The sequence below is a fragment of the Micromonospora sp. CNZ309 genome (assembly GCF_002846525.1).
The window spans coordinates 6,039,542-6,052,914 of sequence record NZ_PJNG01000001.1 but is presented as its reverse complement, the minus strand read 5'-3'; the positions used below and the strand labels follow the sequence as shown (position 1 = coordinate 6,052,914).

The window sequence follows — 13,373 nt, the reverse complement described above, 5'->3', positions numbered from 1 at the left end:
CTCACCGGTGCGGCCGGGCGGTCGTGGTGGGCAGTTGGGCGTTCAGGGCGACGACCTGGTCGCACTCCGGGCTGCGCCCCAGCTCGCGCACGTGGGCCCGGACGAGCTCGGGGATGCGGTAGCGGCCGTCCGGCAGCGCCTCGGCGAGGCCCGCGTCGACCAGGCGTTCGGCGGCGACCTCGGCGGCGACCGGCGGCTGGCCCGAGAGCGCGGCGAGGTTCGACACGCTGACCGTGCCCCGGTCCAGCCGGCTGAGCAGGCGCAGCGCCCGCAGCGCCAGGCCGTCGCCGTCGCCGTACCGGGACAGCACCCGCACCGCGCCGGCCAGGCAGTCCCGCATGGTCATCGACTCGCAGACCAGGGCGTCGAGGCGGCCGGCGGGATCGGCCAGCCGGGCGGCGAAGGCGGCGAGGGACCAGTTCTGCCGGGTCGCCAGCCGGGCGGCCGCGATCCGCAGTGCCAGAGGCAGGGCGTCGCAGCGCTGCACCAGCGTCCGCGCCGCCTCGGGCTCGGCGTCCACCCGCTCGGCGCCGAGGTGGTAGCGGAGCATGTCGAGCGCGTCCTCGGTGTCCAGCGAACCGACCGAGACCCGGGCGGCGCCGTCGAGGGTGGTCATCCCGGACCGCGAGGTGACGATCAGGGCGCTGCCGGCGGGCACCGGCCCGAGGACGCGTACCTGCGCGGCGGTCGCCACGTCGTCGAGGACGACCAGGACCCGGCGGCCGGTCGGCAGGGTCGACCAGCCCGACGCGGGGTGGTCGCTCGTCGACGACGCCCCGAGCGCCTCGGCCAGGACCCGCACCGCCCGGGCGGCCTCCGCCGGCCCGTCGGACGTCCCCCCGCCCATGGGTACGAACACCGAACCGCCCGGGTACTCCGCGGCCAGCTCGTGGGCGGCGCGTACGGCCAGGGCGGTCTTCCCGGCACCGGCCAGGCCTTGGACCACGCCGACCCGCCCGGACCGCACCCCGCCGACCAGCCGCGCCAGCTCGGCGCCCCGCCCGTGCAGGGTCACCGGGTCGGCGGGGAACCGGGAGGCCGGCGGGCTCGACGTGGTGACCCGGGCGGGCGGGCGGGCCCCGGGACGGTGCAGCCGCAGCGACGGGTCGTTGCGCAGGATCCGCTGTTCCAGCTCCCGCAGCGACTCGCTGGGTTCGATGCCCAACTCGTCGACCAGCAGCCGCCGCAGGTCCCGGTACGCGCCCAGGGCGACCGCCTGCTGCCCGTCGCGGTAGAGGGCGGTCATCAGGTGGGCGTGCAGGCGCTCCCGCAGGGGGTGCTGACTGACGAGCACCTTCAGTTCCGGCAGCAGCATGCTGTGCCGGCCCAGCTCCAGCTCGGCGCCGATCCGCGCCTCGACCGTCGCGATCCGGGTCTCCTCCAGTCGGGCCACCTCAGCCATCACCAGCGGGGTCGGGCGGACGTCGGCCAGCGGGACGCCGCGCCACAGCGCCAGCGCCGCGTCGAACCCCTCGACGGCGGCCTCCGGCAGGCCGGCCGCGAGATCGGCGTGGGCCTGCCGGATCAGCCGCTCGCACTCGCCGATGTCGATCGTCTCCGGGGCGACGACCAGCCGGTAGCCGGGGCTGCGGGTGGTCAGGACCTGACCGTCGCGGTCGTCGAGGGCGCGGCGTAGCCGCCACGCGTACCCGGCGACGAGGCCGCTGGCCGAGGCCGGCGGGTGGTCGTCCCAGAGTTCGGCGACCAGTTGTTCGAGCGACACCACCTGGTCGGCCTTGAGCAGCAGCATCGCCAGCAGGGCGCGCTGTTTCGCCGAACCGATCCCCCGCCACTGGACACCGTCGTGGAACTCCACCGGCCCCATCAACCGGAAACGCAGGCGGGCGGGTGGTGCTTGCCGCGGGATGGGCATCTCTGCTCTCGATTCGTGAGCGTGGTGGGGGTCGCTGCCGCTCAGACCAGCCCGACGTCGGCTGCGAGCCGCCGGCGGTCGACCTTGCCGTTGGCGTTGACCGGGAAGAACTCGACCCGGTGGTAGCGCGCCGGCGCCATGTAGGGCGGCAGGTGGTCGGCCACCAGCGCGGCCAGTGCCGGCTCCGCCACCGTGTCGCAGGTGTAGAGCGCGTGCAGCTCGACCTCCCCGGCGCCGGCGGGCAGCGCCAGGACGACGACGTCGTGCACCCCCGGATGTCGGCGCAGGACGGACTCGATCTCGCCCAGCTCGATCCGGTATCCGTGGATCTTGACCTGGTCGTCGAGCCGGCCCAGGTGGACCAGTTCGCCGTCCTCCCGTCGGACCCGGTCCCCCGTCCGGTACCAGCTCGCCGGGCCGGGCGGGCCGTCGACCGGCGTCGACCGGCGGCCGTCGTGGTCGACGAACCGGCCGTGGTTCTGCGCGGGGTCGAGGTAGCCGTCGAACCGCTGGCTGCCCCGTACGCAGAGCTCACCGTCGTCCCCGGCGACCCCGTCGGCCGCCAGCAGGACCCCCTCCAGGTGCGGGTGGATCCGCCCGATCGGCACGGTGTCGTTGCTGGTCCGGGGCCAGCGCGCCGGATCGGCGGGGAGCTGGTAGCGGGTGCAGGTGACGGTGAGTTCGGTCGGCCCGTACAGGTTCTCCAGGGTGCTGCCCGGCGCGGCGTCCGCCCACGCCCGCGCCTGGGCCAGGGTGAGCTGCTCGCCGGCGAAGAGGCTCCAGCGCAGGCCCGGCATGCTGCCGGGCCGCAGGCTGCGCAGGCGGCGGGCCAGGGAGACCACCGACGGTACGGAGAACCAGTGGGTGATCCCGTTGTCGTTGACGTAGCGGACGGGGGCCAGGGCGTCGCCGGGCGCGGCGACCACCAGCAGCGCCCCGGACAGCCAGGCGACGAACATGTCGAACACCGACGGGTCGAAGGTCAGCTCGAAGGTCTGCGACAGCCGCGAGCCCGGGCCCACCTGGTAGGCCTCGACGCAGTGCGCGAGGTAGGGGGTCAGGTTGCGGTGCCGGACCGGCACCCCCTTGGGCGTGCCGGTGGAGCCGGAGGTGAACAGGGTGTAGGCGACGTCGTCGGGGCCGCCGGCGTACGCCTGCGTCCACCGCTCGGCCGGCACGTCGTACCAGCGGTGCTCGGGGGTGTCGGGCAGGTGCAGGACGCCGACGGGCCCGGCCGCCTCGTCGGCCACCCGCCGGCCGGCGTCGTCGGCGATCAGGGCGTCCACCCCGGCGTGGGCGCAGGTGCGCCGGATCCGTTCCGCCGGCGTGTCGGGGCCGAGCGGCACGACGGTCGCCGCCAGGCGCAACGTGGCGAGATAGCCGACGTACGCCGCGAGGCTGCGCGACGCGCAGAGCCCGACGACCCGGGGCGGGCGACCGTGCAGCTCGACCAGCCGGCCGGCCAGCCGCTCGACCCGGTCCAGGAGTTCGGCGTACGTGAGCTCGTGCCCGGCGACGCGCAGCGCCGGGGCGTCGGGATGCCGGCGGACCGTGTCGGTGAACCCCTGGTAGAGGGTCGGGCCGGCCGTGCTCACCGGGAGCCGCCGGTCGTCGCCGCCTCCGGCAGGTCCCCGCCGTCGTCGGCGGCGCCCCCGCCCTCGTCCGGGCCCCCGCCGGGCGCCGGGGCGGCGGCCGGCTCGGCGGCCGGACCGTCGACCTCCGCGATCCGCTCGCGGGTGACCACCTTGAAGAACGGGTAGATCAGCAGTACGCAGAGCACCGCGAAGAAGCCGAACGCCACCTGGTAGGAGAAGACCTGGGCGAGGATGCCGGCGAGGATCGCGGCGACCGGGGTCATGCCCCAGGCCACAAGGCGGCTCGCCGCGCTGAACCGACCGAGCATGTCAGCCGGCACCAGCGACTGCGTGATGAACCGCGAGTTGACCGTCCACATCGTGCCGCCGGCGCCGGCGATGAACGCGGCGGCGCCGATGACCCAGGCGCTGGACGGCGCGGCGGGCAGCAGTGCGGGGGCCGCCACGAGGGCGAAGGCGCCGACGATGTCGGTGAACATGGACCAGCGCCGGCCGATCCACCGGTTGACCGGCCCGACGATGACGGTGCCGATCACCCCGCCCGCGCCGAGGCAGGTGAGCAGGAAGCCGTACTGCCGCTCGTCGAGCCCGAGCGGGCCGCCCACGGCGTAGACCGGGATGAGGGCGAGCCACGCCGCCCAGCAGCCGGCCATGATCGCGATGAGCAGCGCCATCGTCCGGAGCAGCCGGTGCTGCCAGAGGAACTGGAGGCCCTCGCGGATGTCCTCGTTGACCGAACGCTTGCGCGCGGGGGCAGCCACCTTGAAGTTGCCGACCAGCAGGAGCAGCAGGACCGCGCCGGCCACGTAGGCGAAGCCGGTGACGGCGAGGGCCAGGCCGAATCCGACCGCCACCAGGAAGCCGCCGATCGGCTGCCCGGCGAAGCCGTTGAACAGGTACTCCAGGGCCGTGATCCGCGCGTTGGCGGTCTCCCACCGGTGTTTCGGCACGGCCGACGGGACGATGGAGGCGCCAGCGATGCCGGCCACCACGTCGGCGAGGCCGATGACCAGGGCGGCGGCGTAGATCAGCGCCAGGGTCGGGCTCGCGGCGAGCACGGCGACGAGGAGCGCGCCGACGGAGAGCATCCGGGCGATCTCGGCGCCCATCAGCAGGGACCGCCGGTCCATCCGGTCCACGAAGACCCCGACGTGCAGCGCGGCCACCAACCACGGCAGGCTCATGATGGCCGCGACGGCGGTGACCACGACGGGCGACCGGCTGATCTGGGCGGCGAGCAGCGGGAGGGCGATCCGGGCCACCGCGTCGGCGATGTTCGTGGTGCCCGTGAAGATGACCAGAATCCATTCGTTTCGCCTGGCTCCGGGCGGATCCGCCTGCACTGTGGGTTGAGCTGTGGCCACGACAATCCCTCACACGGTCTTGAATTAAGAGAAGTGAATGGGGACTCCGCCGCGAAGTGCACACACCGCCCGGACAAACGATAAAGGACCATTTAGCCGGCCGCACATGTCAATTAGGTGACATCTGAACCGGGCGGATGGTCGACCGATCCGCGCAGCCGTCCCGTCAGCGCCGGCAATTCCGATCGGACCGGTCGGCGGGCGGCACGGAGTGGCAGGTCATCGGGGTCCGCGCGTTGACGGTGTGGGCGTACGGGCATCGACAGGCGGCTCCATCAATCGCGGAAAAGTCCCTTTCGCGCCTTTTGGGAATACTCTGCGTTGCGCTGGTTGCACCATAGGTCATCCGAAGATGCGTGTCCATCCTCACGTCGACAGGCTCCCCGGCCCCGGCGCGTCCGGCGGCGGCCGGCGGCCCGCGCTCCGCCGGTGCCCCGAACAACACGTACGGCCAGTTCTGTCGGCCCCTGCCACATCTGAGGCAATTGCGTGGACATTGCCGCCCGCCGGCCGGACTCGCCACTGGTCGACGCCCCTTTTGCGCCGCCCCTTCCCCGATGCGCGCGAACCCGAGGCGCCGCCCGAATCAGCGACCAACGACATTCCATCTCGGGAACATCGAGCGAACATCGAGGCCGGGATGCTCGGACCCGTAGAACTTCCAAGCGCAAATTCAGTCGACCCCCACCTCGATCGGCAACCGCTGCTCATCCGGTTTCCGATCACTCGGGCGCGGCCGACCTCAGGTGAACGGGAAGCAGGGATGACGACTCCAGCTGACCTCGACACGACGATCGCGAAGTACGCGTCGGTGGCCTTCGACGACTCGACCCCCCTGCTGGAGGCCGGACTCGAATCGCTGTCCCTGCTGCGGCTCGCCGTCGAGCTGGCCAACGACGACGACGCCGAGATCGACGCCACCCGCCTCGTGGACCTGCGCACGGTGGGTGACCTCAAGCAGTGGCTACGCGAGCTGAGCGCCGTGGGCGCCGAGACCGGAGGCGCACGGTGACCACGACGGCCGGGACCCAGCTCGCGGCGGAGACCGCCCCGGAGCGGCTGCCGATCACCGAATCGCAGAAGGGGCTGCTGGTCGTCAACGAACGCTCACCCGGGCGTGCCGTCTACAACCAGCTCGTCCGGTTCGACATCGACCCGTCGATCCCCGACGAGACGATCGAGTGCGCGCTCGCCACGGTCGTCGCCGTCCAGCCGGCCATGCGCCAGGTGTTCGGGCTGCTGCCCGAGATGCACGCCCGGCTCACCCCGCCCCCACGGGCGGAGGACTTCCCGCTCGAACGGGTCACGGCCCGCCGACGCGACTTCGAGGAGGCGGTCGGCGCGGCCCAGCGGCGCATCGGCCGACCGGAGTTCGACCTGGCCAACGGCCCCGCGTACCGGTTCGCCATCGTCCGGTGCCTCGACGAGCCCCGCGTGGCGGTCCTCATGTGCGACCACCACATCATCCTCGACGGCGTGTCGATGGGGCCCCTGGTACGCGACCTCCAGGAGGCGCTGTCCGGGCGCCTCGCCGGGGCGGAGATCGAGCAGCGGCGCGCCGCCCGCGAGAAGGCCTTCGTCAAGGAGCTGGCGGCGCAGAACCGCACCGCCACCTCCGACCGCGTCGTCGAACGGTCCCGGGAGTGGGCGGCCCGGCTACGGGAGGTCCCGCCCCTGGTGCTGGCGCCCCTGCCCGGGCGCGCCGCGCAGACGGAGTTCACCGGCGACCGGGTGAGCTGGTACCTCAGCCAGGCCGAGACGGCAGCGCTGTCGGAGACCTGCCGGCGGCTGGAGATCTCCCCGTTCGTCTTCTTCTCCGGCATCTACGGCACCGTGCTGGCCCGGCATGCCAACGTGTCCAGCGTCCTCGTCGGCAGCCCGTTCATGGCCCGCCGCACGATCGGCGCGTTCGACCTCGGCGGGTTCTTCGTCAACACGCTGCCGGTCACCGTCGACGTGGAGTGGAGCCGCACCGTCGACGAGCATCTCGGCAAGGTGGTCCGGGAGTCCATCGACTTCTGCCGCGCGAACGTCGACGTCACCTTCAACCGCCTCGTCGCCGATGTACGGCCCGACCGGTCCAGCAACCGCAACCCGCTGTTCTCGGCGATGCTCGCCATGCAGGACACCTTCACGCCGGAGCCGGGCGGAGCGGTGCTGCGGGTCCTGGAGCCCGGCAACGGCACCGCCAAGTTCGACCTCTGGCTGGGCGCCACCCCGGTCGACGGCCGCTGGCTGCTCGAACTCGAGTACGACCGGCAGCTCATCGCGCCGGTGGTCGCCGACGGGCTGCTCACCTCGCTGCGCGACGCCGTACGCGGGGCGGTCTCCGACGGCTCGCGCCGGCTCGGTGACCTCTTCGCCGACGCCTCCGCCGCCGCCAGCGTCCGCTCCGACGGCTGGACCAGCCCGCTGACCGGCGACACGCCGTGGGACTGGGTGTCGGCGGCGGCCCGGCGGCGGCCCGACGCCCCCGCGATCGAGGACCCGACCCGCCGGCTCGACTACCGCCGACTGCTGGCCGAGGCCGAGCGGATCAGCGCCGGGCTCGCCGCACACGGGGTCGGCCCCCGGGCCGTGGTTGGCCTGGCCGCGACGACCCTCTGCGACACGGTGACCGCCATCCTGGCCATCCTCCGCCGGGGCGCGGCGTACCTCCCGCTGGACCCGGGCCTGCCCGCCGAGCGGCTGGAGTACATGGTCCGGCGGGCCGGCTGCGAGTTCGTCGTCGGCGAGGCGCTGGTGCCCGACGTGCCCACGGTCGCGGTGGCGGACCTGGCCGCCACGACGGAGCCGGTGCCCGAATCGCTGGCCGACCCCGCCGCCCCGATCTACGTCATGTACACGTCGGGCTCCACCGGGCAGCCCAAGGGCGTCCAGATGGGGCACCGCCCGCTGGCCAACCTCACGAGCTGGCAGATCGCGGCCCTCGCCATGGACGCCGAGACCCGCTTCCTCCAGTACGCCCCGCTCGGCTTCGACGTCTCCTTCCAGGAGATCCTGCCGACCCTGGCCGCCGGCGGGACGGTGGTCTCCCGCGAGCCGGCCGACCGGCGGATGTTCACCGCCGTGCTCAGCCGGATCGCCACCACCGAGGTGACCCACGTCTACCTGCCGGTCGCGGCGCTGCGTCCCCTGGTGCAGACCGCCGCCGCCCGGGGCACCCGGCTGCCGGCGCTGCGCTACCTCTGCGTCTCCGGCGAGCAGCTCACCGTCGACGACGAGATCCGGGACTTCTTCCTCGCCCACCCGCACTGCACCCTGGTCAACCTGTACGGCCCCACCGAGACCCACGCGGTCACGTCGCACCGGCTGTCGTACCGGGACGCGGTGTGGCCGACCCACGTGCCGATCGGTCAGCCGTACCCCGGGGTGAGCGCGTACGTGGTCGACGCCACCGGCCACCTCGCCCCGCCCGGCGTCGCCGGCGAACTGCTCCTGGGCGGGGACTGCCCCGCCGACGGCTACATCAACGACCCGGAGATCACGGCCGAGAGGTTCGTGCCCGACCGCTTCTCCGGCACTGCCGGCGGGACCATGTACCGCACCGGGGACCTCGTGGTCCGCGACGACCGGGGTGACCTGGTCTTCCTGGGCCGGATGGACACCCAGGTCAAGATCCGGGGATACCGGATCGAGCTGGGCGAGATCGAGACCGTCGCGAACCAGGTCGACGGCGTGCGACAGGCGGTCGCGGTGGTCCGGGGCGCCGGTGCCGACCGGGAACTCGGGCTGTTCGTCCGACCCGACGCGGACCGCACCGTCGACCCGGAGCAGGTCCGTCAGCGGCTCACCACGGCGCTGCCGGTCTACATGCGTCCGTTGTGGATCTTCCCGGTCGACCGGGTCCCGACGACACCGACCGGCAAGACCGACCGCGACGCGCTGCTGCGGATCGCCGACGAGCTGCTGGTCGAGCAGCAGAGCGCCGACACCACCGAGGTCACGTACGCCGACGAGCTGGAGCGCGAGCTGGCCGGGCTGTGGGGCGGGGTGCTCGACGTCGAGGGCATCCGGCCGGACCGCCCGCTCATCGAGTACGGCGCCCACTCGCTGAACATCTTCACCACCCTCGCCGAGGTGCAGGAACGCTACGGGGTGGCCGTACCCCTGGTCGACTTCTTCGCCGCGCCCACCGTGGCCACCCTGGCCGGGCTCGTCCGCACGGCACGGGGCGGCGACGCGGCGGTGACGCCGTGACGACCCGACTGCCCGGCCGGCTGGTCCCCCTGCTGCGGCGCGGCGACCGACCGGCGTGCGTGCTGCTGCCGGGCGCCGGCGGCGGGCTGCACCCCTACCTGCGGCTCGCGGCGGCGATCGGCAGGACCCACAACGTCTCGGCCGTACGCGCGGCCGGTCTGCTGCCCGACGAGGAGCCGGAACTCAGCATCGCCGAGATGGCCGACGCGGCGGCGCAGGCGCTGGACGCGGACGGCACGGTCCCGGCGGCCGTCTTCGGCTGGTCCCTCGGCGGCTCGGTCGCCTGGGAGCTGTGCGTCCGGCTGGCCGAGCGGGGGCACCTGCCCGACCTGGTGCTGGTGGACGCGTCGCCGCTGCCGCGCCGCGCCACGGCCGAGGAGGACGCCCGGGTCCGCGAGACCATCGTCGGGATGCTCGGGCCGCGTCCCGACCCGGCGACCGTCGAGCGGGTCCGGCGGGTCTTCGACACGCAGGTCGCCGCCCTCGCGGACTACCGGGCCGACCGGTCGTACGCCGGCCGCGTGCTGATGCTGATGTGCACCGACGAGGAGTTCGCGTTCCGCGCCGAGGCCGAGGCCCGGTGGCGGGAACTCGCGCCGGAGCTGAGCGCCGGGCGGCTCGACGCGGGGCACTTCGACGTCTTCGACCCCGAGCGCCTGCCGCAGCTGGTCGACGAGGTGACGCCGTTCCTCGGCCGGGCCACCTCCGGGGCGGTGCCGCAGTGAGCCCACTGGCGGTCGTCAGCGGCGGCACCCGGGGCATCGGGCTCACCTTCAGCCGCCGGCTGGTGAAGCTGGGGCACCGGGTGGTCGCGCCGTACCGCAGCGACGCCGTCGCGGCGGCGTCGGCGGCGGCCGAGCTGGGCGACGCGTTCCATCCGGTCCGGCTCGACGTCGCCGACGCCGAGGCGGTGGGCGCGATCGTGGAGCTGGTCCTCGCCGAGCACGGCCCGCCGACCGTGCTGGTGAACAACGCGGGCATCAACGTCGACCGGCCGTTCCTGGAGATGTCGACCGAGGACTGGCGGCGGGTGCTCGACACGAACCTCTCCGGCGTCTTCCACCTGACCCGGGGGTTCGCGCCGGCGATGCTGGCGGCCGAGGGCGACGGCGTGATCGTCAACGTGGGCGCCACCACCGGCATCCGCCCCCGCCGCAACGGCGCGAACTACTGCGCCAGCAAGGCCGGCCTGCTCCAGCTCACCAAGTGCCTGGCGCTGGAGCTGGCGCCCCGGATCAGGGTCAACTGCCTGATCCCGGGCATGACCGAGACCGACGAGCTGGTGACCCGGTTCCGGCTGGACGATCCGGCCGCCCGGGCGGCGGTGGTGGCGGAGATCCCCCGGGGCCGTATCGGCACCACCGAGGAGATCGCCGACGCCCTGGAGTTCCTCGTCGGGCCGGCGAGTGGATACCTGACCGGGCAGAAGCTGATCGTGGACGGTGGGCAGTTCATGTGGTGACCGATGTGGACGACATCCTGGACGGCGCGACGCGGGCCCGGGCCGAGCTGCCCCCGCCCGGCGACGGGCGCTACGACCGGTACTGCGAGGCGCTCGCCGACCGGCTCTCCTCCGGCTGGGCCGACGTCCTGGCGGCGAACGCCGCCGACGTGGCCCGGGCCACCGAGGCGGGCCTCGGCCCCGAACTGGTCGACCGCCTGGCACTCGGCAAGCGCCACCTCGACGCGCTGGTCGACCTGATCGCGCGCACCCGTGCGGCGCTGCCGGCGGTGACCGCCCCGACCGCCGGACACCGCGCCGGCAACGGCGCCACCGTACGCCGGCTGCCCAAACCGCTCGGCGTGGTTCTGATGATCTTCGAGGCGCGGCCGACGGTGACGGTGGAGGGCGCCCTGCTCCCGGTGGCGGTCGGCAACGTGGCCGTCCTGCGCGGCGGGTCCGAGATCGCGGACACCAACCGGGCCCTCGCCGTCGTCGTCGGGCAGGCGCTGGCGGACGCGGGGCTGCCCGCCGGCACGGTACGGGTCGTCACCGACCCCGACCGCCGGCTGGTCCGGGCCCTGCTGAAGCGGCACGACGCGGTCGACGTCCTCATCCCCCGGGGCAGCCCTACCCTGATCGACTACTGCCTGACCAGCTCCACCATCCCCGTCATCGCCAGCGGCGGCGGCGTCAACCACCTCTACGTCGACCGCAGTGCCGACCTGGAGCTGGCCGCCCGGATCGCCCTCGACAGCAAGCTGGGTGAGCCCACCGCCTGCAACACCCTCGAACTGGTGCTCGCCCACGCCGACGTGGCCGAGGAGCTGACCCGGGCCCTGCTGCGGGCCGGCGCCGGGCTGGCCGAGCCGTGGCTGTTGCGGGTCGACCCCCGGCTGAGCGCCGTCGCGCCCGCCGGAGCGCCGGTGGCCGAGCTGACCGCCGCAGACGACGGCCGCGAGTTCCTGGAACGCGCGGTCGGCATCCGGCCCGTCGCCGGCCTCGACGAGGCGGTGGCCCACATCCGCCGCTTCGGTTCCCGGCACACCGAGGGCGTGGTGGCCGCCGACCCGGCCGTCGTGGACGCGTTCCTGGCCGGGGTGGACGCCGCCGCGCTGGTGGTCAACGGCTCCCTGCGCCTGCACGACGGCCCGACGATGGGGCTGGGCCCGGAGCTGTCCATCGCCACCGGCCGGCTGCACGTACGCGGCCCCGTCGACCTGTCCGCCCTGCTGACCTGGAGCTGGGTCGTCGACGCCGGGGGCCGGCTGCGCGGCGCCGGGACGGAGGAGTCGTGACCGACCGGGCCCTGATCAACGAGGCGGTGAAGCGACTGGTCGTACGCGAGTCGCGGCTCGCGGTCGACCCCGCCACGGTCGACGACCTCGAACCGCTCAACGGCGACCTGCTGCGCGTCAACTCGCTGGGCTTCCTCGGCATGCTCGTCCGCCTCGAGGACGAACTCGACGTGACGCTGCCGGACGACATCTTCGCCGGGCGGGTCTTCACGACCGTCGCCGACCTGGTCGATGTCGTCGCGGACGTGGTGAAGGAGGAGTCGTGACCGAGACACCCCGGGCCTGGCGCAGCGTCCTGCCGCACCTCGGCTACGAGTTGCCCGCGGACGTGACGCCGGCGGACACCGGCGGCCCGGTGACCGCCACCCTGCCCCTGGAGCTGATCCGGCAGAGCGTCTCGACCCGGGAGTTCTGGCCGATCCCGGAACCGGTGGCCGAGCGCTACCGGGCCTACCGGCCGGCGCCGCTGTGGCGGGCCCGACGCTTCGAGGCCGAGATCGGGGCGACGGTCCCGGTCTACGTGAAGTACGAGGGCGGCAACATCTCGGGCAGCCACAAGTTCAACACCGCGCTGGCGCAGGCCCACTACTACCACCGCGCGGGCTTCCGGGAGCTGGTCACCGGCACCGGCGCCGGGCAGTGGGGCAGCGCCCTCGCCGCCGCGTGCGCCGCGTTCGGCATGGCCTGCACCGTCTTCATGGTCGGCGGGAGCCTGCGCGACAAGCCGTACCGGGGCAGCCTGATGCGCCTCTACGGCGCGGAGCTGCACGCCAGCCCCAGCCCGCTGACGGGGGTGGGCCGCGCCGCCGCAGAGCGGCCGGGGCAGGGCAACAGCCTGGCGCTGGCCATCGGCGAGGCCGTCGAGTACGCCCGGGCGGACCCCAAGCGGGCGTTCTGCATCGGCAGCGGCGAGACGTACAGCATCCTGCACCAGTCGGTGATCGGCCTGGAGTCGATCGACCAGCTCGCCGCCCTCGACGCCACCGTGGACGCGGTGATCGGCTGCGTGGGCGCCGGCAGCAACTTCGGCGGGCTGGCCCTGCCGTTCTTCGCCGCCGATCGGGCCGGCGAGCGGGAGATGCCCGCCGACCTGATCGCGGTGGAGTCCAGCGCCACCCCGAAGCTCACCCGGGGCGTGTACGCCTACGACCACACCGACTCCACCGGCACCGGCCCGATGGAGGCGATGTACACGATCGGCAGCGGGTACGCGATCCCCGCGTCGCACTCGGCGGGGCTGCGCTTCCACGGCGCGGCGAAGCTCGTCTCCGCCATGCGGCACCGGGACCAGGTCTCGGCGCTGGCGGTGGGCCAGCGGGAGGCGCTGACCGCCGGCCGGACGTTCGCCCTGACCGAACTGGTGCTGCCCGCGCCGGAGTCGGGGCACGCGCTGGCCGCCGCCGCCCGGGTGGCGACCGGCCGCGAACCGGGGCACCCGGCGCGGCACGGGGTGCTGGTCTGCGTCAGCGGGCACGGCCTGCTCGACCTGGCCGCGTACGACAAGCTCCTCGCCGGTCTGCCCGAGGACCGGCCGGCCGACGCGGACGCGTTGCGGGCGGCGACGGCGTCGCTCCGCACGGTCCACCCGACGTGAAGGGCGTG

At 73.9% G+C, this 13,373-nt stretch carries 10 protein-coding genes; 7 read left to right on the top strand and 3 right to left on the bottom strand.

Annotated elements, in window-relative coordinates:
* Position 1: 1 nt before the first annotated feature.
* Genes CLT72_RS26075 through CLT72_RS26065 form a run of 3 tightly spaced genes read right to left on the bottom strand, consistent with a single transcriptional unit; the run spans position 2 to position 4,832 of the window.
* Positions 2 to 1,873, bottom strand: a complete 1,872-nt coding sequence (locus tag CLT72_RS26075) for an AfsR/SARP family transcriptional regulator (RefSeq protein WP_101414013.1) — start codon at positions 1,871 to 1,873, stop codon at positions 2 to 4.
* Between the two features lie 41 nt (positions 1,874 to 1,914).
* Complete coding sequence (locus CLT72_RS26070) at positions 1,915 to 3,468, bottom strand: amino acid adenylation domain-containing protein (RefSeq protein WP_101414012.1); 1,554 nt, start codon at positions 3,466 to 3,468, stop codon at positions 1,915 to 1,917.
* A complete protein-coding gene (locus CLT72_RS26065; protein WP_101414011.1) occupies positions 3,465 to 4,832 on the bottom strand; it encodes an MFS transporter in 1,368 nt (455 codons plus the stop codon). Before CLT72_RS26065 ends, CLT72_RS26070 begins: the two co-directional genes overlap by 4 nt.
* Positions 4,833 to 5,595: 763 nt before the next feature.
* Here CLT72_RS26065 and CLT72_RS26060 point away from each other — a divergent pair.
* The 7 genes from CLT72_RS26060 to CLT72_RS26030 are packed head-to-tail and all read left to right on the top strand — an operon-like array spanning position 5,596 to position 13,365.
* Positions 5,596 to 5,844, top strand: a complete 249-nt coding sequence (locus tag CLT72_RS26060; protein WP_089002183.1) for an acyl carrier protein — start codon at positions 5,596 to 5,598, stop codon at positions 5,842 to 5,844.
* Positions 5,841 to 9,032: a non-ribosomal peptide synthetase gene (locus CLT72_RS26055; protein ID WP_101414010.1), complete on the top strand. Its 3,192-nt coding sequence runs from the start codon at positions 5,841 to 5,843 to the stop codon at positions 9,030 to 9,032. The genes CLT72_RS26060 and CLT72_RS26055 overlap by 4 nt, the downstream gene beginning before the upstream one ends.
* Entirely contained in the window at positions 9,029 to 9,757 is a 729-nt protein-coding gene (locus CLT72_RS26050; RefSeq protein ID WP_101414009.1) for an alpha/beta fold hydrolase, read from the top strand. Before CLT72_RS26055 ends, CLT72_RS26050 begins: the two co-directional genes overlap by 4 nt.
* Positions 9,754 to 10,494, top strand: coding sequence for an SDR family NAD(P)-dependent oxidoreductase (locus CLT72_RS26045; RefSeq protein ID WP_101414008.1), 741 nt, complete (start codon positions 9,754 to 9,756; stop codon positions 10,492 to 10,494). The genes CLT72_RS26050 and CLT72_RS26045 overlap by 4 nt, the downstream gene beginning before the upstream one ends.
* Positions 10,491 to 11,771: a glutamate-5-semialdehyde dehydrogenase gene (locus CLT72_RS26040; RefSeq protein WP_358165602.1), complete on the top strand. Its 1,281-nt coding sequence runs from the start codon at positions 10,491 to 10,493 to the stop codon at positions 11,769 to 11,771. The genes CLT72_RS26045 and CLT72_RS26040 overlap by 4 nt, the downstream gene beginning before the upstream one ends.
* Entirely contained in the window at positions 11,768 to 12,037 is a 270-nt protein-coding gene (locus tag CLT72_RS26035; protein ID WP_101414006.1) for a phosphopantetheine-binding protein, read from the top strand. The genes CLT72_RS26040 and CLT72_RS26035 overlap by 4 nt, the downstream gene beginning before the upstream one ends.
* Positions 12,034 to 13,365, top strand: coding sequence for a TrpB-like pyridoxal phosphate-dependent enzyme (locus CLT72_RS26030; protein ID WP_101414005.1), 1,332 nt, complete (start codon positions 12,034 to 12,036; stop codon positions 13,363 to 13,365). The genes CLT72_RS26035 and CLT72_RS26030 overlap by 4 nt, the downstream gene beginning before the upstream one ends.
* Positions 13,366 to 13,373 lie beyond the last annotated feature (8 nt).